Origin of the sequence: Pseudoalteromonas sp. SR44-2 (genome assembly GCF_014163745.1) — a bacterium.
Taxonomy (GTDB): domain Bacteria; phylum Pseudomonadota; class Gammaproteobacteria; order Enterobacterales; family Alteromonadaceae; genus Pseudoalteromonas; species Pseudoalteromonas distincta.
This window is the reverse complement of record NZ_JACJDW010000002.1, coordinates 183,171-206,771: the sequence shown is the minus strand read 5'-3', so window position 1 is coordinate 206,771 and position 23,601 is coordinate 183,171. Positions and strand designations below refer to the sequence as shown.

20 protein-coding genes and 1 pseudogene are annotated in these 23,601 nt (G+C 39.6%); 13 read left to right on the top strand and 8 right to left on the bottom strand.

Features of this window, described 5'->3' with window-relative positions:
- Positions 1-280: 280 nt before the first annotated feature.
- Both poxB and H5115_RS02170 read left to right on the top strand, forming a co-directional pair.
- Entirely contained in the window at positions 281-2,005 is a 1,725-nt protein-coding gene (poxB, locus tag H5115_RS02175) for a ubiquinone-dependent pyruvate dehydrogenase (RefSeq protein WP_182753397.1), read from the top strand.
- A 260-nt stretch (positions 2,006-2,265) separates the two neighbouring features.
- On the top strand, positions 2,266-2,637 hold the full coding sequence (locus H5115_RS02170; RefSeq protein ID WP_259396304.1) for a hypothetical protein: 372 nt from the start codon (positions 2,266-2,268) through the stop codon (positions 2,635-2,637).
- A 64-nt stretch (positions 2,638-2,701) separates the two neighbouring features.
- Here the strand turns inward: H5115_RS02170 and H5115_RS02165 are convergent, their stop codons facing one another.
- From H5115_RS02165 to H5115_RS02155, 3 genes are all read right to left on the bottom strand, one after another.
- A complete protein-coding gene (locus H5115_RS02165) occupies positions 2,702-3,928 on the bottom strand; it encodes a threonine/serine exporter ThrE family protein (RefSeq protein WP_002960134.1) in 1,227 nt (408 codons plus the stop codon).
- 116 nt (positions 3,929-4,044) lie between these two features.
- Positions 4,045-5,274 (bottom strand): glycosyltransferase, encoded by a 1,230-nt coding sequence (locus H5115_RS02160; protein WP_182753395.1) that lies wholly within the window; start codon positions 5,272-5,274, stop codon positions 4,045-4,047.
- Complete coding sequence (locus H5115_RS02155; protein WP_182753393.1) at positions 5,271-6,266, bottom strand: LacI family DNA-binding transcriptional regulator; 996 nt, start codon at positions 6,264-6,266, stop codon at positions 5,271-5,273. The genes H5115_RS02160 and H5115_RS02155 overlap by 4 nt, the downstream gene beginning before the upstream one ends.
- 166 nt (positions 6,267-6,432) lie before the next feature.
- On the opposite strand from H5115_RS02155, the gene H5115_RS02150 reads away from it, so the two are divergent.
- The 5 genes and pseudogenes from H5115_RS02150 (at position 6,433) to H5115_RS02130 (ending at position 10,694) form a co-directional block, all read left to right on the top strand.
- Positions 6,433-8,895: a S9 family peptidase gene (locus H5115_RS02150; RefSeq protein WP_182753391.1), complete on the top strand. Its 2,463-nt coding sequence runs from the start codon at positions 6,433-6,435 to the stop codon at positions 8,893-8,895.
- A gap of 50 nt (positions 8,896-8,945) precedes the next feature.
- A pseudogene (locus H5115_RS02145) lies at positions 8,946-9,170 on the top strand (alpha/beta hydrolase family protein); the annotation flags it as partial.
- 71 nt (positions 9,171-9,241) lie between these two features.
- Positions 9,242-9,859, top strand: coding sequence for a LysE family translocator (locus H5115_RS02140; protein ID WP_182673667.1), 618 nt, complete (start codon positions 9,242-9,244; stop codon positions 9,857-9,859).
- Between the two features lie 80 nt (positions 9,860-9,939).
- Positions 9,940-10,212: a DUF2798 domain-containing protein gene (locus H5115_RS02135; RefSeq protein ID WP_223231579.1), complete on the top strand. Its 273-nt coding sequence runs from the start codon at positions 9,940-9,942 to the stop codon at positions 10,210-10,212.
- Positions 10,213-10,505: 293 nt separating this feature from the next.
- The gene (locus H5115_RS02130; protein ID WP_231615234.1) at positions 10,506-10,694 is read left to right on the top strand and encodes a DUF2798 domain-containing protein; all 189 of its coding nucleotides are present in this window, start codon (positions 10,506-10,508) and stop codon (positions 10,692-10,694) included.
- 52 nt (positions 10,695-10,746) lie between these two features.
- Here H5115_RS02130 and uvrA read toward each other — a convergent pair whose 3' ends face one another.
- Positions 10,747-13,305: an excinuclease ABC subunit UvrA gene (gene uvrA / locus H5115_RS02125; protein ID WP_182753389.1), complete on the bottom strand. Its 2,559-nt coding sequence runs from the start codon at positions 13,303-13,305 to the stop codon at positions 10,747-10,749.
- A gap of 267 nt (positions 13,306-13,572) precedes the next feature.
- On the opposite strand from uvrA, the gene H5115_RS02120 reads away from it, so the two are divergent.
- The 3 genes from H5115_RS02120 to H5115_RS02110 all read left to right on the top strand — a co-directional run bounded on the left by H5115_RS02120 (position 13,573) and on the right by H5115_RS02110 (position 15,721).
- Positions 13,573-13,977, top strand: coding sequence for a hypothetical protein (locus tag H5115_RS02120; protein ID WP_182753387.1), 405 nt, complete (start codon positions 13,573-13,575; stop codon positions 13,975-13,977).
- Positions 13,978-14,409: 432 nt separating this feature from the next.
- Positions 14,410-14,757 (top strand): hypothetical protein, encoded by a 348-nt coding sequence (locus H5115_RS02115; protein ID WP_182753385.1) that lies wholly within the window; start codon positions 14,410-14,412, stop codon positions 14,755-14,757.
- A 292-nt stretch (positions 14,758-15,049) separates the two neighbouring features.
- The gene (locus H5115_RS02110; protein WP_182753383.1) at positions 15,050-15,721 is read left to right on the top strand and encodes a hypothetical protein; all 672 of its coding nucleotides are present in this window, start codon (positions 15,050-15,052) and stop codon (positions 15,719-15,721) included.
- A gap of 363 nt (positions 15,722-16,084) precedes the next feature.
- Here H5115_RS02110 and H5115_RS02105 read toward each other — a convergent pair whose 3' ends face one another.
- The gene (locus tag H5115_RS02105) at positions 16,085-16,624 is read right to left on the bottom strand and encodes an NADPH-dependent FMN reductase (RefSeq protein ID WP_149604845.1); all 540 of its coding nucleotides are present in this window, start codon (positions 16,622-16,624) and stop codon (positions 16,085-16,087) included.
- Positions 16,625-16,766: 142 nt separating this feature from the next.
- Positions 16,767-17,444, bottom strand: a complete 678-nt coding sequence (locus H5115_RS02100) for a pirin family protein (RefSeq protein ID WP_182753381.1) — start codon at positions 17,442-17,444, stop codon at positions 16,767-16,769.
- A gap of 159 nt (positions 17,445-17,603) precedes the next feature.
- On the opposite strand from H5115_RS02100, the gene H5115_RS02095 reads away from it, so the two are divergent.
- Positions 17,604-18,485, top strand: coding sequence for a LysR substrate-binding domain-containing protein (locus tag H5115_RS02095; protein ID WP_182672897.1), 882 nt, complete (start codon positions 17,604-17,606; stop codon positions 18,483-18,485).
- Between the two features lie 252 nt (positions 18,486-18,737).
- Here the strand turns inward: H5115_RS02095 and H5115_RS02090 are convergent, their stop codons facing one another.
- On the bottom strand, positions 18,738-19,637 hold the full coding sequence (locus tag H5115_RS02090; protein ID WP_182753380.1) for an IS4 family transposase: 900 nt from the start codon (positions 19,635-19,637) through the stop codon (positions 18,738-18,740).
- Between the two features lie 85 nt (positions 19,638-19,722).
- On the opposite strand from H5115_RS02090, the gene H5115_RS02085 reads away from it, so the two are divergent.
- Together H5115_RS02085 and H5115_RS02080 are read left to right on the top strand one after the other, a co-directional pair.
- Positions 19,723-20,697: a transposase gene (locus H5115_RS02085; protein WP_182672899.1), complete on the top strand. Its 975-nt coding sequence runs from the start codon at positions 19,723-19,725 to the stop codon at positions 20,695-20,697.
- 589 nt (positions 20,698-21,286) lie between these two features.
- Positions 21,287-22,264 carry a helix-turn-helix domain-containing protein gene (locus tag H5115_RS02080; protein WP_182753378.1) on the top strand — a complete coding sequence of 326 codons (978 nt, stop codon included), beginning with the start codon at positions 21,287-21,289 and terminating at the stop codon, positions 22,262-22,264.
- Positions 22,265-22,626: 362 nt separating this feature from the next.
- On the opposite strand, the gene H5115_RS02075 is transcribed toward H5115_RS02080, so the two are convergent.
- A complete protein-coding gene (locus H5115_RS02075; protein ID WP_182671062.1) occupies positions 22,627-23,553 on the bottom strand; it encodes a DMT family transporter in 927 nt (308 codons plus the stop codon).
- Positions 23,554-23,601 lie beyond the last annotated feature (48 nt).

Here is a 23,601-nt window from a genome sequence, read left to right as displayed (position 1 = left end):
GCGCATAATAACATATTCATAGTTAAGCCACTAAAAATCTCGCACCCGCATATTCATAAACACTTTAAAGCGGACATTCATGTTTTATGTATCAGTATGGGGCGCAGCAGACTTAGGCGTTTGTTAGTAAAGTCTCAGTAGTAATATATCTATCATTATCAAAATATTTAAGCTTATCGATTCTCAATAATTGAGCGCATTTCGAAACGATGACTTACCTGATAGATCAGAGACGAAAAATCAATTTACAGAATAACTGAATATTTAGGAGTTCTATATTATGAGTCGAAATATCGCAAGTTTTATTACTAAAACCCTTGAACAAGCTGGCGTAAAACGTATTTGGGGAGTAACTGGCGATTCACTTAACGGCATTAGTGAAAGTCTGCGAAAAATGGGAACAATTGAATGGCTAGGAACGCGACATGAAGAAGTTGCCGCATTTGCAGCTGGTGGCGAAGCCCATTTATCAGGCGAGCTTGCGGTATGTGCGGGTTCTTGCGGGCCAGGTAATCTTCATTTAATTAATGGCTTATTTGATTGTCAGCGCAATAATGTACCAGTATTAGCAATTGCCGCACATATTCCTTCATCTGAAATTGGTAGTAGTTATTTTCAAGAAACCCATCCGCAAGAATTATTTAAAGAATGCAGTGTGTATTGTGAAATGGTGTCGAGCCCTGAGCAAATGCCATACCTGCTAGAAACCGCAATGCGACAAGCAATATTAAACAAAGGCGTGAGTGTACTTGTGCTACCTGGTGATATTGCATTAAAAGATATGCCTAAAGCTATCAAACCAAAATGGAACGTGCCAAAGCCAGCAACGTATACCCCCGCTTTATCTGATATTGAAGCAATGGCGACTCATCTTAATAAAAGTAAAAAAGTAACCTTATTGTGTGGTGCTGGTTGTAAGGATGCCCACGACGAAATTGTTGCGTTAGCCGAAAAATTACAAGCACCGATAGTGCATGCCATGCGCGGTAAAGAATTTATTGAATACGATAATCCTTATGATGTTGGTATGACCGGATTTATTGGCTTTGCATCGGGCTATCATGCAATGCAAGAAGCCGATACGTTATTAATGATTGGTACTAGTTTTCCTTATCGTGCTTTTTATCCTGAAAATACCACCATATTGCAAATTGATAATCAGGCTGCGTCACTCGGGCGACACGTTCAAATTGATTGTGGCGTATTAGGGGATACTAAAAATTCAGTGACCACACTGCTTGATTATATTAAAGGTGAACGGAGCAGTTCGCACTTACAAAAATGTGTTAAAAACTACAAAGAGTCTCGACAAGATCTCGATGAACTTGCCAGTGGTAAAACCTCGCAAAATTTAATTCACCCGCAATACTTAACGCGTTTACTCAACGAGCAAGCAGCTGACGATGCTGTTTTTACTTGTGATGTAGGTACGCCAACAGTGTGGGCTGCGCGTTATTTATCAATGAATGGTAAGCGTCGCTTAATTGGCTCGTTTAATCATGGCTCTATGGCAAATGCGATGTCGCAGGCAATGGGGGTTCAATCTGTTGATAGAGACCGCCAAGTCATTACAATGTGTGGTGATGGTGGCTTTTCGATGTTAATGGGGGATTTAATCTCACTTAAGCAGCTTAATTTACCAATAAAGATTGTTGTTTATAATAATCGCTCACTTAGTTTTGTGGCTATGGAAATGAAAGCCAGTGGGTTTTTATCAAGCGATACCGATTTAGAAAACCCAAGTTTTGCTAACATTGCACAGGCCTGCGGCTTAAAAGGGATTCATGTGGATGACCCTGAAAAATTACCATCGGCAATGAACGAGATGATGAACCACTCAGGACCTGTTGTTTTAGAAGTCGATACTGCAAAACAAGAGCTTTCAATGCCACCGCAAATCAAATTAGAGCAAGCAAAAGGCTTTAGTGTTTACATGATGAAGGCGTTAATAAATGGCAAAGGAAACGAGATTGTAGAGCTTGCCAAAACTAACTGGTCACGCTAAGTGAGTTACTTCCCTATTGAGTACTTTTGCTCAATAGGGAAGTATAAAGCAATAATGTCCTCTATTATTTGCTTATTGAAAATGTATACCTTTCACGTAATGTAAAAAACGTCTGACATACTTTCTTAAATATTAATAAACCATAGTGATCTCTTGTAACTTGTTGAACTAAAAGTAAAATAACATGAAGTTTGTATAGAGTAGGTAATAGTAATAACCTATAAGGTCAATTACGTGTTTATAAAAGTAGGTATAGAGCGTTGATTAAAATTGAAGACTTTTCTTTAGCATGGTGCTGGATTAGCTCATCCTATGGTGATTTTTCTAAAGATACACTAAATAAACTTATTCCGTTGAACGAAGATCAAGCAAGAGCATTAATTGCTACTACACCTATTAACTTTCCGGTCGGAGCAAAAAGATTCGACTCCACACAAGGGAGTGAGTTAACACGCCAATGGTTAAAGGGCTTAGTAAATGATTCGCAAACAGTAACAATTTGCTGGGATCAAGAAACAGCGCTTACCCTACCTTGGCTAGTTTTTTTGATTACTATGAGGTTTTTGAGTTTGACTCAAGTGCAATGTAATGAGCTAAAACACTTAGCATTGGCCTCAATTGCTACTTGGTAGTTGTTTTTAGTTTAACGTTTTACTCGCTTTACTCAATTAAAGTAAAGCGAGCGCTCAGTATCACTTACAAACTCTTTTTAGGCGGAAGAGCTACGTTTGCAAATATTAGCCCTGCAACAAGTGACATAAATATTAAAAACGTTTGCTGGCCTATATGCTCTGCGTATATAAAGTCTTGGCCTTCAATGAGTGAGTTTAAGCCAATATAGGTTTTGCTACCTGGTACTAATACAATTAAGCCTTGCATGGCCACAATAGAGGCTGGCGCATTAGCAACGCGGTTAAACAAGTTACTAAATATACCCACCGATAAAGCACCTACAAACGTACCTAACGTGTAATCAAGGTACATAGCCGAGCCAATACTGGTGCCATAGGCTATAAACCCTGATGCAATAGACCAAACAGCGTGCTTAAGTTTGGTTCTAAAAATAACGATTAAGCTGCTACAAAGTAAAAATATAGCCAGCCATGCGGTCCACTTTGGTAATGGTTCAGGTTGTACAAAGTCAGCTTGCCCAAAGAGTGCAAAGCCAATACCTATGCCTATAAAACCGCCAAAATAAAGTTTAAATAACAGCATAAACGAGTCCATGACTCTTGCTGTACCCGACACTAAATGCCGCGCTGCAAGCTCTGCTAAGCCAAGCGCAAGTGCTAAACCTGGTATAAATACAATAATGGCCGAAAGTACCACCAAGCGTATGTTTATTTCAGGTGTTATATACACGCTTACTGCACAGGCAAGTATTGCTGATATTATGGCCACTAATGGCTCAAGCATATGGGCTACGCGTTTTGAGCGTCCCGACCAAAGCACAAACAAATAAACAACTAAAGTAAGAAGCGATGACCAAATAACATCAGTCCAGCTAGTACCCATTAACATTGCAAACGCACCACCAGAAGTTGCAAAGGCAACGCCCGTAACAAGTTTATTGTATGGGTTTGGCATGTCGTAGATAGCATCTAGCTGGGCGTCAACTTCTTGTAAAGTTAGCTTGTCGTCAAGCATTTGGTTTACAAGGTCGTCGGTGTCGGCAAGTGAGCCTAAATCGTGATCGCCAGGGTCTACACGAGCAACATGAGTGTACTCGTCTTCGTGGCCATCAGTCCAAATAACAAACGTTACCGAAGTTGGCGACATAACAAACGACGATTTAAGTCCTAAATATGTAGCCACTTCCATTAGGTGGGCTTCTAGTCGGTAAGCAGGCGTACCATACTTGTGAAGCATTTTACCCAATTTAACGATAAATTTGCGTTTTTCTGTAAAGGTTGCAGTTTTCAAATCTTTTTGGACCAAATATTGCGATAACTAAGCTAAAAATATAGACAATACAGCTAAAACTGCCCACGTTTGATGGGCGCGATTTTAAACACTAATTGGTGTGTGTCTAGTCATTTTTAATCTAATTTTTTATTTTTTTCAGCTATCCATTGCGACATGTATTGAGTGCTGCGCATTGTATGATGTTTGAGCATTTGGCCTGTAAAGTTTTTTTCGCGATGAGCCTCTAAATCACTACTTATTGAATCAATTTTTTTAATTAACACCGCGCTCAATTGAGCTTTATCGTAAAGCGTATTAAGGAGCGTGTTGCCATCTTGCTGCGCTTGCTCAAAGTCATTTTGATTGGTGTACATTTCAACAGCAGCATTGGCAAAATCGTCGGCGGTGTTGGCTATTTTACCAGGCCATGGTAAATCGTTATGCATGCCCTCTGCGCCAATATTAGTGGTAACGCTGGGTGTTTGCATGTTCATGGCTTCAAGTAATTTACCTTTAATGCCTGCACCAAAACGAAGTGGTGCTAAACATACGCGTGCGCTTTGCATTACATCAAACGCATTATCGGCCCAGCCTTTTATTAAAAACCCTGTTTTAGGGTTATTTAGTGCCGTGGCTTTTGGTGGTGGGTAAGAGCCATAAATATGTAGTTCTGCTTTTGGGAGTTGCTTTCGAATAAGTGGCCATATTTTTTGCAAATAAAGTACAGCATCCCAGTTTGGTGCGTGTCTAAAGTTACCTATGGTCATAAAGTGCTGGCGCTGCTCAAACGTTTTTGTACTTGTAGGCAGTGAGCTTAAATCGACCATAAATGGTAAATGGTGTAATAAGCTTGGCTCTATTTTAAATACGCTGTTTAGCAGGCTCATTTCATAACTTGAAATAATTAAGCTTAGGTCGCAGCGTAAAATAGCGGCAATTTCGCGTTTTGCTATGTCTGAGTGTAAATCGCTGGTTGTAAACTCGCGCTCACCTTTAAACGCTTCGTGACGAGCGTTACGCAAACATTGTAAATCTTCGGTATCTAATATTTTAATGGCATTTGGGCAATGCTTATCGACGCGCCAGCCAAATTGTTCTTCCATCATAAAACGGTCAAACATGACCATATCTGGGTTATAAGCTTTAACGTATTCGTCAAAGCTATCGCAGTTTAGTGCAATGCTTTGGCTGGTTATACCGAAGTCGTCAAGGTTTACCATGTGGTCGGTGCGCTGCGCGGGCGTTGCAAATTCAACGTCCCAGTTTTGCGCTCTAAATGCATTTAATAACGACATCATGTGCGTTCCCGCAGCAGACGAATTTGGCTCTGGCCATACGTAGCCAATTACCAGCACTTTTTTCATTGGCTAGAATCTCTAATTTGTAAGTTTACATTTACCAGTGTTTTTACTGGCGGGGCTGTATTTTGTAGTAGCTCTTGCAGTATTAAAAGGCACCGCTTAGCTATATCAGTTGTACTAATAGCCACAGTGGTTAATTGATTATTTATAACCGCGCTATTAGGAATGTGGTGGCAACTCACTACTTTTATAGAGTGATGAGTTAATGAGTTAATAGCGGCAATAACACCTTGAGCAATAATATCGTTTGCACACACCACTGCGTTTAATGTGGGGTTGTGTTTATATGCTTCTATAAATGCATTTTTAGCGCTAAGGGCTGTGTTTACTGCGCAGTCAATGGGTGCTAATGGTGTAATGCTGTGCTGCGCGCATGCGGTATTAAAGCCACTTTGCAGTGCTTGTGAATCACTTAAAGTAAGTTCATTGCCTATAAATGCTATGTTTGTCACGCCTTGTGCGAGTATATGCATACTGGCTACGTGGCTGGCTTTTTTATAATCGGGAAGTACGCATGGCGCTGCGCTAAAGGGCACTTCACTCATTAAGGTAATTACTTTGTGCTGCGCGCTGAGCGCATCAAGCCATTTGGGGCAAATATTAGCAACGGGGCAAATAATAAATGCAGCCGCGTTGTATTCTTTTAAGCTTTTAACTGCGTTTGCTTGTAGCTCAAGACTATTATTACTGCTTACAATCATGGCTTGTAAGCCATTGTCGTTTAACAAAAGTTGTAAGCTGGTAGCAAGGTGTGCCATAGCTGGGTTAGTTAAATCATTTATTACTATGGCCACTAAGTTAGAGCGTTTTGAGCGCATAGCAGCGGCATCACGATTATAAACGTATCCTAGCTCATCTATCGCTTTTAGTATTTTTTGTTTACTTTTATTGCCCACTTTATCGCTGTGGGTAAGTACCAAGGATACGGTTGATTTTGATACACCAGCACGCTCTGCAACATCAAAAATGGTGACTGATTTGGCTTTGTTATGCATTGTATTTTAAGTACCGCAGTGGTGAATAAATAGCGCTGTAGTTTAGCTTAATCAGCACTATTAAGTCATCTTTTAGAGGTGTTTAACTTACCTTAATACTTTATGAACAAAGCAAAACGTGCTTATATACGCCTATAAGAGTAAAAAATAACAAAAGGATAAAAACATGAGCGCTTTTAGGCTGTTAGTTGCCTTTATTTGTTGTGTGGCATTGGTGCCAACAAGTTACGCCGAGCAGGGCTATCAAACCCCATCACCTGAACTTGCAGCATTGGTTGACGCTAAGTTAGCACCCACTAGTTACTTATCGAGCGATGGCCAGTGGCTAGCGCTTTTTGAACGCAAACGTGTAGTAACCCTTTATGAACTTGCAAAAGAAGAGCTTAAGCTTGCTGGTATTAAGCTAAACCCCGCTAATTTTTCGCGCTCTCGTGTGAGTGCCAAATTTAGTGCCGTGGAGCTAAAGCATGTTCAAAGCGGGTCGGTTATTAGCATTAACAACTTACCTAATGGCATTATCCGCTCACCTAAATGGTCATCTAATAGTAAATATTTAGCCTTTGTTGTTGAGCAACCAACCCAAGCCAACTTATGGCTTTACAGCGTTGAAACCAAACAATCAAAAGAGTTAACTAGTGCTGTGTTAAATTCGGTACTAACTGCATCGCCATATAAATGGCTGCCAGATAGCAGCGCCATTATTGCAAATCTTGCTGTTAATTTTGGTAAACCAAGGCTTGAAAATAACAGCCAAAATGTAGTGCCTGTTATTCAACAAAGTACTGGCGAAAAAGCACCAGCACGTACTTACCAAAATTTATTAACCAGCCCGTTTGATGAATCACAGTTTAAGTTTTACGGCCAAGGGCAATTGGCTTACATAACGCTTGATGGCAATACTCAAACAATAGGTAGCCCTTCTTTATTTAAATCGTTTTCGGTATCACCTGATTCTACCAATATTTTAGTTGCCGGTATTAATGAGCCGTTTTCGTATCAAGTGCCTTACAGCCGCTTTGCAAGCACGTGGCAAATATGGGGCATGCGCGGCTATGCATTAGCAGAGCTGGCAAAACAGCCACTTGCCGATAATATTCCACAAGGCTACGACAGCGTACGCACTGGCCGCCGCGATTTTGAATGGCGAGCCGATCAAGGCGCTGAAGTTATTTGGGCAGAAGCACAAGATGGCGGTGACATGAAAACCGACGTTGAACATCATGATTATGTTTACAGCTTACGTGCACCATTTAAACGCGAGCCTAAATTATTTGCCAAAGTAGAGCGCCGTTATGCGGGAATGGAGTGGGGCAACGAAAACGTAGCAATGCTGACAGACTGGCGCTTTAGCGATCGCCAAGTACGCACCTTTGTTGTACAACCACGAGATGCCGACAAAAACCGCGTGCTATTTTCAGAGCGTAGTTACAACGATGCGTACAAAGACCCGGGTAATGCAATTTACGAGCGCAACGATTTAGGCGCAAACGTAATTAAAATTGTAGGCGGGCGTTATATTTACCTGCGCGGTAATGGTGCTTCAGAGCAAGGTAATGTGCCGTTTTTAGATAGGTACGATGTTAAAACAAATAGCAGCAAGCGTTTATGGCAATCAGAAGCGCCGTATTACGAGCGTGTTCGCGCACTGCTTGATGACGAAGGTGAGCGCTTTATTACTATTCGCGAATCTAAAACTGAGCAACCTAACTTTTTTATACGTGATTTAGATAACGACACGTTAACGCAACTAACGACATTTGAGCATCCGTACCCTGCATTTAAAGGCGTAACTAAAGAGCAATTACGTTATAAACGCGATGACGGTGTTGAGCTTTCGGGCACGCTTTATTTACCACCAGGGTACGATAAAACACAAGGCCCGTTACCGGTACTTATGTGGGCTTATCCACTTGAATACAAAGATAAAGCCGTAGCATCACAAGTACGCGAATCGCCTTATGCATTTACTTACATTGGTTATTGGGGCCCAATGCCTTACCTTGCCAAAGGGATTGCCGTGTTTGACGACCCTAAAATGCCAATTGTAGGTATTGATGGCAGCGAGCCAAACGATAACTTTAGAAAGCAATTAGTATCAAGTGCGCAAGCAGCTGTTGATGTATTAGTTAAAAAAGGTATTGCCGATAAAAACAATATTGTCATAGCAGGGCACTCATACGGTGCATTTATGGTTGCTAACTTATTGGCTCATAGCGATTTATTTAAAACAGGTATTGCCCGCAGTGGCGCGTATAACCGCACATTAACGCCGTTTGGTTTTCAAGGAGAAGAGCGTGATTTTTGGCAAGCACAAAGTGTGTACGCTAATATGTCGCCGTTTTTCCATGCTGAAAAAATTAACGAGCCAATGCTAATGATCCACGGTCAAGAAGACCCTAATTCTGGCACTTTCCCAATGCAAAGTGAGCGCATGTACGCAGCTCTAAAAGGTTTAGGTAAAGATGCTCGCTTAGTAATGCTCCCTTATGAAGCACATGGTTACCGTGCGCGTAAAAGCTTATTACATGTGTTGTGGGAACAAGAACAATGGTTAGATAAGTATTTGTTAAATGATACAGCAGAGCCAGTAGAGGTTATTACTGAACCCGTGGTAAGTGCTGGGCAATAGATGCTTTTACATATGCGGTGGGGTGCAAGAAGACCCACCCTCAATCTCACGGAACCTTCCCAATGCAAAGTGAGCGCATGTACGCAGCTCTAAAAGGTTTAGGTAAAGATGCTCGCTTAGTAATGCTCCCTTACGAAGCACATGGTTACCGTGCGCGTAAAAGCTTATTACATGTGTTGTGGGAACAAGAACAGTGGTTAGATAAGTATTTGTTAAATGATACAGCAGAGCCAGTAAAAGTAATTACCGAACCAGTGGTAAGTGCTGGGCAATAGTAATAAAAATGAGTAAGTAACAGCGCGGCTACTTATAGCCGCGTTTTTGCTTTTAATATGAGAGTAAATTAATGATTGATGTAGCAGCACTTGCGGTTTTTATTCCTACGTTCTTTTTTGTGTCGATAACGCCTGGTATGTGTATGACCCTTGCCATGACACTCGGTATGAGCATTGGCGTGCGCCGCACATTATGGATGATGATAGGCGAGCTGTTAGGTGTTGCAAGTGTTGCCATAGCTGCGGTATTAGGTGTTGCAAGCGTAATGCTAAATTACCCTGAAGCGTTCGCTATTTTAAAGTGGGTAGGCGGTGCGTACCTAATTTATATTGGCGTTAACATGTGGCGAGCCAAAGGAAAAATGTCGGTCGATACCTCAAAACCAAGTGACGTAAGTAGGAAGTCGTTATTTACGCAAGGTTTTGTAACCGCAATTGCTAACCCTAAAGGGTGGGCGTTTATGATTTCACTACTGCCACCCTTTATAAGTGTTGAGCATGCTGTAGCCCCTCAGCTTTTAGTATTGCTTGGCGTTATAATGACCACCGAGTTTTTAAGTATGTTAGCTTACGCAACAGGCGGTAAAAGCTTACGTTTATTTTTAAGCCGTGGTGATAATATAAAATGGATGAACCGTATCGCTGGTAGCTTAATGGGGTTAGTTGGAATTTGGCTTATTTTTGGTTAGTTCAAAAAGTAGTTGATATTATCAATTAATTTGATATAGTTGACTTTATCATCTATTTAACGCTTAAGGCATGCCCAAAAATGAGTACACCCGTATCAGCAAATCCAGTAATGGTTGAGCCTAAAAAAACACCTGTAATTTATAAAATACTGGTTATGGTAAGTATTATTACCTTAATTGGCGGTACTCTAACTGGCATTATGACTTATGTGAATGTGGGTGTTACAGAGCATTTTTATGCAGATTGGTTTACCTCATTTATAAGTGCAGTATTGGTTATGGCGCCTGTTGGTTTTGTAATGATGACCTTAATGCATAAGCTAGTTAATAAGTTATTACTTAGGGCGTATTGACCTTTGGTGGTTGAATTTGCAGCAGTGTGTTTGGTTTTTAGGCAAGGCAGAGCCTATGTAGTGTGGTTACTCCCCATAAATAGGCGATAAAGCAGCATAAATACCAAACATGCGCTGCCCTTTGGGTTCTTTCTAGGGACGATTAACTCTTTGTTGCTCGGTTTTTACTTAGCCCACTAGGTTACAAACCTCGCGCCGTGATTTAATAGCCCCTAGATTGAACAAATTTCAATCCACAAAGATAAACACGCCCTAGTAACGAGCTAAAACGTAATTTAGTGATTAGTGTTTTTATGGCGCTGATCATGGAGTCGGTTATGGCGTTTGTTACCGCTACTAATAATATTGGCTATGCAGATATGCGTGTATTTGTAACTGGATGGGCTGAAGGATTATTAGCTGCATTACCAATAGGTTTAACTATAATGCTGATAATGTCGGTTACGGTAAAACCTAAAATAGAACGCTTTTTAAAAAGCTAATAACAAAAAAGAGCCATTGGCTCTTTTTTGTTATTTAGTGTTTACCTGCTCTTTAAATTGCGTCATTCAAAAAAGGTGCTGTTCGGCTTATTTTAGATTGAGCTACCTCTGTAGGTTTACCTTGCGCTACAATTAAGCCGCCTTCTTCGCCAGCACCGGGTCCTACATCTATAACCCAGTCACTATTGCGGGCTACTTGCATATCGTGTTCAACCATAATGACGGTATTGCCAGCATCTACTAATTTATTTAACTGCGACATTAACATTGATACATCCGATGGATGCAGGCCTGTCGTTGGCTCATCAAGAATATAAAGGGTGTTGCCGCGCTGTGTACGCTGTAGTTCAGTTGCTAATTTAATACGCTGCGCTTCACCGCCAGAAAGCTCAGTGGCAGGTTGCCCTAAACGTAAATACCCAAGACCAACTTGCATAAGTGCATCGAGTGCTCGCAGTATTGCAGGTTCATTTTCAAAAAAGGTATGCGCCGATTCAACCGTTAAATTGAGGATATCGCTTATGTTTTTATCACGATATGTAACCTCAAGTGTTTGCTCGTTATAACGTTTGCCATGACACACTTGGCAAGGTGAATAAACACTAGGTAAAAACAGCAGTTCTATACTTACAAAGCCAACGCCTTCACAGTTTTTACAGCGACCTTTAGCAACATTAAACGAAAAGCGACCAGCATCGTAACGGCGCTCTTTTGCTTTCTGTGTTGAAGCAAATAGTTTACGCACGTGATCAAACAAACCCGTATAGGTAGCTAAGTTTGAACGAGGGGTACGGCCAATCGCTTTTTGATTGACGGTAATCAGGCGGCTTATATTGCTTATACCTTCAATGACTTTTCCGCTGGTGTGTGTTTGCAGCTCTTGTTCGAGTAAGTCGGCTTCGTCGGTTGGCGCTTGTGTTATTACTTTTTGCCCGAGCGCTTCGTAAACAAGCTCTACTAACGCTTGGCTTACTAAGCTTGATTTACCAGATCCCGAAACCCCAGTAACGGTTGTCATAACACCCAGTGGAAATTCTGCATTGAGTTTTTTAAGGTTGTTACGCTCAATATCAGCTAATTTTAACCACGCTTTTGGCTGCCTTTGCTCCTTTTTTTGAGCGCTATTTTGAGTAGATTTTTGACTGGTGTTTTTAGCAAAAAGGTGGCGGCCGGTGTGCGAATTTTGTATTTTTCTTAACCCTTCAACAGGGCCGCTGTAAATAATGTCGCCACCATGCACACCTGCATCAGGGCCTACATCAACAATCCAATCGGCATGTTTAACAACACTAACATCGTGCTCAACAACAAATACAGAATTGCCAGCCGCTATTAACTCATCAAGCGCTTTTAAAAGTGCTTGTGTGTCTGCAGGGTGTAAACCCGCTGAAGGTTCATCTAGCACGTAAACCACCCCAAATAATTTAGAGCGAATCTGTGTGGCAAGTCGTAATCGTTGTAGCTCTCCGGGTGAGAGCGTTGGCGTTGTACGCTCTAGCGACAAGTACCCTAAACCAAGCATGGTTAGTGCTTCAATACGGGTAAGAATATCGCTGGCAATGCGCTGCGTAACAATGGCTTGCTCTGGATTTTTTGTATTTTTATTTACTTTGGTATTGGCGGCGTTACTTAGTTTTTTAGCAAGCTCGTTTAATGTAAGTTGAGATAGCTCGCCAATATCGAGCCCTGCAAATTTAACACTTAACGATGCTTGTTTTAATTTTTTACCTTGGCAAGTAGGGCACTGCGATATTTGCATAAACTGCGATACGCGCTTTTTTGTACGCGGGCTTTGGGTAGTAGCAAAAGACTGTAAAACAAAGCGTTTAGCGCTTGAAAAAGTTCCCATGTAGCTTGGATCTTCGTTATTTTTTATCGCATTTTGTGTTTGCTCATAAGTGTAATCTGGGTATACCGGCACGGTAGGTGTTTCGTCGGTAAATAAAATCCAATCGCGTGCTTTTTTAGAAAGTTTGTTCCAAGGTGTGTCTATGTTATATCCGAGGGAAGTAAGAATTCGGCTTAAATTTTTACCTTGCCATGCTGGTGGCCACGCTTCAATGGCGCGCTGGCGAATAGTTTTTGTATCGTCTGGCACAAGTAGCTTTTCGGTTACTTCAAACACTCGGCCTATTCCTGAGCATTCTGGGCACGCACCTTGTGGCGTATTGGGCGAAAACGCATCAGCATAAAGTATACCTTGCCCTTTGGGGTATTCGCCTGCGCGTGAGTAAAGCATGCGTAGCGCGTTAGAAATAGTTGTTATGCTGCCAACGGATGAGCGAACCGACGGTGCCCCGCGTTGCTGCTGCAAAGCAACAGCAGGCGGTAGCCCTTCAATAGAATCAACATCGGGCTCATCAACTTGATCTATCAACCTGCGGGCGTATGGCGATATTGAATCAAGATAACGGTGCTGCGACTCAGCAAACAGCGTTCCAAACGCAAGCGACGATTTTCCAGATCCAGATATTCCTGTAAAAACCACCAATGCGTTACGAGGTAAATCAACGTCTACATTTTTTAAGTTGTGAACGCGTGCCCCTCTTACTTGAATGCTGTTACTGGGATCAGATAAATCCATTGTTGAGTTTTTATGTGTGCTTGCCATACGTTTATACTCCTGTTTAATCGCGTTTTTTACTTTAAGTTAGCTTTGAATTATTTACTCTTATCACTCGTTATTACCCTAAAGTAGCGCAAGCACACTGAATGAGCGCTTAGTCTGCAGCGGCGCAGCCAAAGCGCTGGGTAAATAACGATGATTGTTTGTTTACACAATAGGTATGGAATGCGAATATAATTTAAACAGTTATTGTTATGTAGTTTGTTACGTAATTTACTAGGTATTTTACTAGGTAATAAAAAGGAACTCACAATGAAGAAAGCCTTAGTGATCATTTTATTGGTGCTTTCGTGGGCAACCCAAGCCGACACAATCAAAGCGCTAAATGTTGACCGTGCAGTACCAAATAGCATGCACTTATCGTTTGCAAACGATAGCAACATAACCCCTAAAAAAGGGGATTTTAAAATCGTTAATTATGTATTAATGAGCAATGAAGAGGGCGAACGCTGGGCTGTTATAACGCTAACTAACTTATCGTCGGGCAATCGCGAATTAGGCGAGGAGCACTTACTTGCGCTTTTTGCTGATGGCAGCCGATTCATGCCAATGGAATTTAAACTCGGTTTTAAAGGCAACGAAACACAATCGGTAACTGTATCGTTTACCGATTATAAATTCCCTATTTTAAGTGTGTATTCGAGTAACGATTTGTAACTAATATTAGTGCAATTATGCTGCCATAGGCATGTTGTATATTGTATTAAATGGCAATTTTGTAATTGCAAAAATAGTATGCTGTTGGAGTTACTCTTCAGCTTGGTAATATAGCAAAGGCTTTTTAGAGTATTGAGTATCTGCAAATTGCATGTAACTACTAGTTGGCTTAGAGCGATAACCAGTCATTGAGATTAACCCAACATAATAGTTAAAATATCAGTCAAACGGTTTCGTTTTCGCATGTATTAAAGAAAACGAGCGTCGCGCGTATCTTGTTCCATTTAACTTTATTCAAAAGTTTAGAAATCTCAGAGATAGTAATACTTTAGGTTATTTGTTAAAACTATATAATGTAGAAAATAAGCTTACTTTCGGCATAAGTATGCGTGATTAGTACTCTATTTAATTAAGAGTACTCAAGGAGGTTTAATGTACACGGAAGACGATAAGGTTCTTTTAAAATACTTGGCAGAGCACTTTATTAACAAAGGGGACGACATGATGACTTCTGATTTAGAAGCACTTGATTGTTATTCTGAAGAGTCTGTAAATAAATTACGTACTCTAAACCTTGTTAAATATGATACAGACATCACATTAAAAATTTATCCGAGTGTTGTTTTTGAGAAAAGTAAACTTGAAGTTCTCCCTGACCACTACCAGGATCTCAAAAAGTGGTGGTTTAGTAAAAAATGGGCAGTAATTTTTACAGTCATATTCTTAGTTTTACCTGCGATAAAAACATACATTGATTTAGTTGGGCTTATATTGAAATGAATACTAGCAAGTGATTAAGCTTATTACTCCCCGGAAACGGTACTGAGCCGAACCTCGGCAAAGAGCTAGATATAGTCATTCAGGGTTAGTTGGTATTAGCTAAGCGGTACTAATTAGTAACTTTTCCTAAAGCCACCTTTGCGAAGCATAATATTCAATGCTGGCAATGATTTACACTTTTTTATAATAATAGAAGCTAGTAAAATAAGGACGTTTTCACGCTAAAATAGGAAAATTCCCCTCTTAAGTGCTCTTATAGTTATGAGTATTAATGAGGATTGATATAAGTAAAATGGATATAAATGAATTTAGAAAAACTATTGATAGCGATGAAGGTTTAAAGTCTAAACGAAAGATATTAATTAGTTTATGTGTGATTTTAATCGGGTTAAATTTTTCAGGGGCAACTCTTCACGAAGCTAATACTTTTATATTTAAACTTAAATTCACAAACCATGAAAATATACTTTATTTATTCGCAATATCTATTCTGTACCTAACACTCAGGTATTACGGATATGCTAAGTCATATCATGATCAACTATACTTGTTTTGGACAAAACGAATGCTTAGCGATTATAGAGTATTTTGTTACACCCCTAAGGAAGAAGAGATTAATGGGTTATTAGGCAAGCGAATTGATATATGGCCTGGAGATGAACCTGGTATCCAATCACCAAATTATAAAATTAAAGGTATATTTCAACGAAATTTAACTTATGAAGCTACAGAACATGATGAACATGACGGCGGATATTATTATCAAAACGATATTGAGTTAAATACTTACAAAGATGAGTGGGGTCGAAAGGATTACTTTAAATTATTATCATATGAGGCAAAGTATCAATTAGAGGCTCTTTTTAAGTATAGAGAAACACTAGATCTGTTATTTCCATACATAATAAGTTTTATTGCATTATCTAGCTTTTTTGTAAGAAGTATATTGATAAGCAGCACATAACAAAATCTAAAGGAGTCTGATCTAGACTTCAGACATTATAACTCCTGACTGTCTGCTGATGGCACTTTGCCGAAGTTCAGCTTTGAGCTTAAAAGGTCATTTAGAGTAACGCGGTAAGTTGGGTTGTCTCTGGTGAATTCATCATTTTGTCAGATGGCGTGGCTTTGCCACTTATCCGACCTACGTATAAAGGTAGGTTGCTTAAGCCGAAGGCGCCACCGAACAGATTTCAGATGTACGCCTTGAATGTTTTTTTGCCACTTTTTACGGAGTTCAACTGCTAACAATGAGTAGACCGTAAAAACTTATGATAGCTGGCGTCGATATTTGCTCTTGATGACTTTGCGGCTAACACTTAGCCGATTAAAGTGAGGCAGTAAAGTCGGTTATAGCGCTTGTGAGCTCTTGCTCTTTTTCAACATTTAATTGTCCATCTACAAAGTAGTCGTAGAAACTACCTAAACTAAATGAACCTCTAATATCAGCTCCCCAAAATGGCATTATTTGACTTAATGTTTGTATATTGGTCGCGCCCCCTCGAGGACCTGGTGATGTACTTAATAAAAACACAGGCTTATTTGTTGCAAACATTGGGTTTTGTAAGTCACCTAAACGAGATACCCAATCAAATAAATTTTTAAACTCTGCAGGTATTGCACCGTTATGCTCCGGAGATGAAATAATAAAAGCATCGTGTTGCGCAAATAAAGTACGTATTTGCTTAGCGGCATCTGGATGGCCTTCACTTTCTTCTCTGTCTAAACTAAAAAAAGGCATTGGGTAATCTCTAATATCTAGCGTGGTCACTTCATGACCTTCAATTTTGCTTGATGCCAACTCTAATAATGTTCTATTGATAGAGTTTTTACTATTACTTCCCGATACGGTTAGTATTTTTTTCATTATTTAAATTCCTATATATCAAGGTTGCTTACTTAATTTAAGGGCCACCTTGTTGGTATGCTAAGTTATTTTGAACGCTGCGCTAAATTAAACGTAGCTTCGGTTTTGTTTATTGCTATTAATATTAGTCGTGATAAAGCTTTTAGCTTGCTTTATTTAAGTAAATTAATGATAAATGAACCTCATCGCTAAGCGCTGTAAAATCTAATTTATCGTCACGAATTAAATCACCGTCTTTTACTTCAACACCATTTACAATAGCTTCACCACCGGTAACATAAGCAATAAATTCGCCTTCGTGAGTGATATTTTGGTTTTTACTGATTAGACCAATTTCGATTATAGTCTGACTATCTAGTGTGTCTTGTTGAGATTTGGCACCACCGTACACTCGCACCATTTCGTCTCTTTTTAAGTCAAAAAAGCTATAACTTGCAGGCTCACCTGATTTTTCAGGTAAAACCCATAATTGCAGCATTCTGTTTTCTACATCGTCTGGGTTAATCTCGTTATGAACAAAGCCTTCGCCGCCTGCTCGCTGTGCTTGCACTTGATTAGCATGCATCGATTTCCCATTTTCCATAGAGCCTTTATGTTCTATGCGTCCCTCAAGCATAACCGAAATAACATCTAATTCTTGATGAGGATGCATACCTGTTTCGCCTTTAGGTGAAAAGCGTGCATCAGCTAAATATATAAAGTTACCAAGTCCATTCCATGTATCATTTCGTCCGCCAATTTTATTATCAACGACAAGGCGTGTTTCTTTTAACCCTGCAAATCCGCCTCTATGTAATGAATCTTTGTGTAATACTTGCATTTTAAGCTCCTGATCTATTATTAATTGAAATAAAAGAATCGAAATGTTCTGAATTTTTAAACTATGAATCTATTATAGACAATATAATTTGTAGTTAAATTGAGTTACATTGATAAATAGGTTCGAATATACTGAACAATTAAATTTGATGGTGAGCTAATGAAATTATCCTTAGATGCGTGTGAAGTACTAGACGCAATAGATAGAAAAGGCAGCTTTGCAGCCGCTGCGGCTACTTTATATCGTGTGCCATCAACAATTACCTATACGGTGCAAAAGTTAGAAGAAGATTTAGGTATTATTGTTTACCGACGCGAGGGAAGAAGAGCTATTTTAACGCCTGCGGGTAAGGTATTACTTGAGCAAGGTAGAGAGTTATTAAAAGCAGCTCAGAACATTGTTGAAGTAGCTAAACAAGTAGACAGGGGCTGGGAGTCCCGCATTACCATTGCCATTGATACTATTTACGATATAAATGAACTATACGAGGTTGTTGCAGAGTTTTATAAACTTAACACAGATGTTGAAGTAAACATTATAGAAGAAGTATTAGGGGGTAGCTGGGACGCGATTATTGAAAATAGAGCTGATTTGGTTATCGGTGCACCTTTTCCAGATGTGAATACTCAAGGGATTAAATTTGAAGAAATTAAGCGCGCAGATTGGCAGTTTGTAGTCGGTAAAAGCCACCCTTTGCTAAAATATAAGCTTCCTCTATCTGAGGAGGATATAAAACCATATCATTCAATTGTGATCAGGGACTCTTCAAAAAAGTTGCCTCCGATGACGCACAGGATATTCGAAAAACAAACAGTGATGCGTGTTGCCACATTAGAGCAAAAAATAACAGCGCAGGTAAAAGGTTTGGGCGTTGGTTTTTTACCAACACATCGAATTATAAATCAACTGGAGGTAGGAAATTTAATCCCTTTACCAATTAATAAAGATGCACCGGTAACACCTTTGTTCCTTGGTTGGCGGACAAACAATAAAGGGAAAGCTACAAGATGGTTTATTAATAAACTGCGTAAGAGTCTGTAATTTGGGGACTGTTGATCTTTGCGGATTAAAATTTGTTCAAACTAGGGGCTATTTAATCGCGGCGCGAGATTTGTAACCTAGTGGGCTCGGTAACTGCTCCTGCGTTACCCTACTGGCTTACATCCATGTAAGAATAAGTAAAAACCGAGCAAAGCTTCCGCGTCCTGCTCACGCCCCCTTACTTACATCCATGTAGGCAACAAAGAGTAAATAGCCCCTAGGAAGAACCCTTCGGGCTGAGGGATCCCCATTTTATCCAGCGGCCTCTTTTTCGTAATTCAAAATAAAGTTTTTTAAACTTTTTTCTATATAGCTTTGTGTAATACGTCTCTTACATAGCTTTATGACTTGCTTGGCTAAGGTTAAAAATGAAAGAACTCGGCGATTCTTAACGCTATTTGCTTGAAATTTTATATGCCACTTTCTTTTTTCTGCTTCACACCCTATAAACCATAACGCAGTGCTCGCTATTGTGGCTATCAAGCATAATATTCCTATTCTATTTATGCCGGTGCTTTTACTAAAACGCCACGAAAAACCATATCTCAAACTTTTGTCATCGCGGAAATTTTGCTCTATTTGCATTCTTTTACTATATAAACCAACTACTCGCTTACTCGTCATTGTATTGTCTGATGTCGCGAGTAACCATGGCTCTTTAGCTAAGTTTTGATACATTTTTGTATCTTTCGTAAATCTGCTTTTTCCTTTTCTTCCTTTATTTTTTCCATGATATACGTGTAAAAATGCATCGCATGCTGTCGGGCTGGACTGAGTTAGTCGTGCTTGACCTAACGCCTTAGGTATATCGCTGGCACCAGCCCTAAGTTGTTGTAATGTATGCCATTGTGATTGCATGGCTAGTTTACACTTCATTGAGCCTCTTAATCGACCTATCATATGCCAACCAAGTTCGCGTACTTTACTATACCAAGGCGTAAGAAAGCCGCCGTCTGTTACAATATAGACACTAGGATGTCGTCCAAGCACTTCATAAAGTTCATCTAAAAACAGGCTATTGGTTGCTGGGCTATCAAAATCCTTCTGCTCAACAATCATGTTATAAATCACGATAGAGCGCCCATCCACAAGTAAGCTTGCTCGCAGTAAGTGATAGTCGTGACCACAGGCACCGCTCCAGTCAAGAAACAATAGAATGGACACCCACTCTAAATTTTGCACTTTATGAAAAGAAGTACTAGGCTTTATTTAGTGTAAAAAACAAGCAGAGTGTCTCATGGCTATCGCAAGAAAGCGTCAAATAAGTTTGGTTGATACAAAATATTACCATTGTATTTCACGCTGTGTTCGTCGTGCATTTTTATGTGGCGAAGACTGTTTTACAGGCAAATCTTACGAGCACCGCAGAGGCTGGGTTGAAGATAAGCTGCTTGAATTAGCGAAGGTATTTTGTATTGATGTATGTGCTTACGCTGTTATGAGTAATCACACCCACTTAGTACTGTATGTTGATGATAAAAAAGCGAATCGATTAAACGATAAAGCGATTATCATTCGCTGGCATAAGCTCTGTAAAGGCACTGTACTTACGCAAAAATATGTACAAGGTGAAAAGCTAAGTAAAGCCGAACTTATCTTTTTCAATCAAACAGTAAACGACTACCGCGAGCGCCTATCCAGTATTAGCTGGTTTATGCGATTACTAAATGAAGATATTGCCCGCAGAGCGAACAAAGAAGATAATTGCACAGGTAGGTTTTGGGAGGGACGTTTTACGTCCCAAGCACTTCTGGATGAAGCGGCACTTGCTGCTTGTATGGCGTATGTCGATTTAAACCCAATTAGAGCCAAAATGGCTAACACCCCAGAGGAGTCAGACCATACCAGCATCAAACAGCGTTTAACGTATGTAAAGGATGGCAAGCAACCAAAACAACTACTGCGCTTTGCAGGTATGCCACGTCAAATTATGCCAAAAGGGCTGCCGTTTAAGCTTAAATCGTACCTTGAACTTGTTGAGTTAACTGGACATTGTATACGAGAAGACAAACGAGGTTATATTGAAAGTTCGCACCTACCCTTACTCGAAAGAGTGAATATATCCCCCGAAAACTGGTTAAAACTCACCACACAATTTACGCGTGTATTTCATGGTGCAGTAGGCAGGCCAAGTTCACAAGCAAGTTACTGTGAAAATTTAAACAGAAAGCGACGGGCGAATATCAGTAACTGCGAAAAGCTACTTGCATAAAACTTAAGCTACTCAGTAAAACTATTCAGTAATAAATCACAACTGCACCATGCAGCCATTTTTATGCGTGTGATTTAGGTTTAATAGAGTTAATGACTTATTTAATAGGTGAAATGAAAGTAATCCAGTAGGAAAGGTAAATTTTTAACCTAAAAGATAAATTTTATGACACAGTTTGGTATGTATAATTAAAGTGGCTGTCTAGTTTCGCCGGTCGCTTTTTTTGAGGAGGTTTAACTATGGATGCCCTAGTTATGCTATAGGTGATTTTAGCAATTAAACACTAAACTCTTCCCTAAGCGAGTGACAAAATTGGATCAAACGGGCACCTTTAAAGCTTTTGGGCTGGAAGACCTGCCTGATGGGGAAATTTTGCCATAGATTGACAGCTTAGTTATATTTAGGATGTCTAATTTGGTTCGACTCTCAAAATGAAAAACTAACTTGCTAGCACCAAATAAAATGTTTAAATTTAGCTGTTTAACCTAATTGCAACCGCTGGTTGACAAATTAACAACTTGACTTGCTAGTCTGCAACTACCTGACTTTCTATGCTTACCGCTCAACAACAAATGAAGGAATGAACTTTATGATTTTAGCAGAAAAGATTGTTAGATTAAGAAAACAAGTTGGTTGGTCGCAGGAAGAATTGGCTGAAAAGATGAATGTTTCTAGGCAGTCAGTGTCTAAGTGGGAAAGCACTAATAGCATACCTGATTTAAATAGGATAATTATGTTGGCGGAGCTTTTTGACGTGTCTACTGACTTTCTACTAAGAGATGAGAATGAAGCTTTTGATTCTCATGATGAAAATAAAAAGCCTGATATCATTCAAATTAGTTTAGAACAAGCAGCAAAATATATTGAAAATAAGATGGAAGTGTCAGCCTTAATCACTAAAGGAGTTATACTTTGTTTATGCTCAGTAGTACCTTTGTTTTTCTTCTTGGCAATGGCTGAAACCAATCGATTGAACCTGACAGGCAATATCGCAGCAGCGATAGGAGTTGTGTGTATTGTAGTTATGGTCTCTATGGGAATAAATTTTTTTCTCAGAGCCAACCAATATAAAAGCGATATAGCGGTAATAGATAATGAAGCATTTGAATTAGCCTATGGTGTACACGGTGTTTTCAATGAAAAATTAACAAAGTTCAGACCTACCTATAATCGAAGATTATCGTTGGGTATATTTATGTTCATTATCAGTTTTGCACCTCTTATGTTTGCTAGTATGCTTTTCAGAGGCCCAAGTATAACTCTAATGATGCTAATTGTGCTTATGCTCATCATAGCCGCTGGGATATACATTGTGTCTCCTGTTGCGGCTAAATACGAGGCTTATAACAATATTCTAAAAGATGGGCCTCTAGGTACCGTAAAGAGTAGACGTGTAAAACGTGCTGAAAAACTCGCTGCATTCTACTGGCCTTTGCTAATCGCTATCTTTCTTGGTTGGAGCTTATGGACTATGGATTGGGGCGTAACTTGGATAATTTGGCCTGTAGGGGCTGTATTTTTCGCTGCACTGGTTGGATTAATGGAGTTGCTGGATAAAGAAGAGTGATGAACATGATATGCATCTTTATCAGCGATACAAAAACCTAATCTTAACCAGTAACTTTCTAATATGGCAGAGATTAGGGGGATACAAATAAGTCATCTAAATATAAATACTTGAACAACCGCTATGCTGGCATTTACGATCATCAATCTAGACCTAAATTCAAATACTATAAATGGCACTTTAGCGAAGTTCGGCTGTGAGCGTGAGGCAGACTGTGAGAAATTATGATGTATGAAGTCAATACTCGTCTCCTTGGTTATTACATTTTATGAACGTTCGTTACGAGCGTTCATGTTTTTTACTTTATATAAATGAATTATACCCTATGGTAAGCTTTTAAAAGCATTGTCAATGCTCTTAAGCTACATAGATTTAATAGGTACTCTTAATTGCTTTTGAGGTTTGATGGTTTGCATTAATAGGCATAGTGATACCAAAGCCACACCTATCCAACCAATTATCTTAAACCTTTCACCAATAACGAAAACGGCTAAAACAGTTGCAACTAATGGTTCTATTAAGGTAATTAATGTCGCTTTACTTGCATTTATATAATTCAAGCCAAAACCAAATAGTAAGTATCCTAAAAACATTGGAATTACTGCCATATACAAAGATACCAATGCATTGGTTGCGCTTGAAAATAAGTTATCACCTGTAAACCATAATGAAGGGAGTAACAATAAAGCAGCACAACCGAACAGTCCTGACATTGACGATTTCGAATGAACTCCACTTTCAATTAAACTCCTTGCTGCCCATGAATAACCTGCATAGGTTAATCCTGCAATACACCCCAAAAGAATACCCAGGCTCTGTTGATTAATACTGTATGAAGGATCATTACTCTGATCTCTACCTAACGTTAATAAAGTAATACCTATAGCTCCAATAACAAAACTCAGTACCCATTCCAGTGATATATTTTTTTTACTAATTAGGCTTTCAAGGATTGCAGCAAAAAAAGGTGCCGTAGCAATTGAAACTACAGTGCCAATTGCAACACCTGATAAACGCATTGAAGTATAAAATGCTAATGGATAAATAGCGACAGAAGCGGCACCTAAAAGTAATACCTTAGGCTGTGAAATCATGAGCTTATAATCTATAAACAACGTTTTTCGTGCTGTAATAACAAGTAGCACTCCCCCTGTTCCCATAGAGAATGCACCAATTGCAAACGAACTCACATCAGGGGAATAGCTTGCTGCGGTGCCTGTTGTTCCCCACAAAAAACTAGCAATAATGATAGCAATTACACCTTTAAAACTTCCGTGATGACTTTGCATAGTGAAACCTGTTTTTTATTATTTCAATCCAGAAATTGTATGCTAATG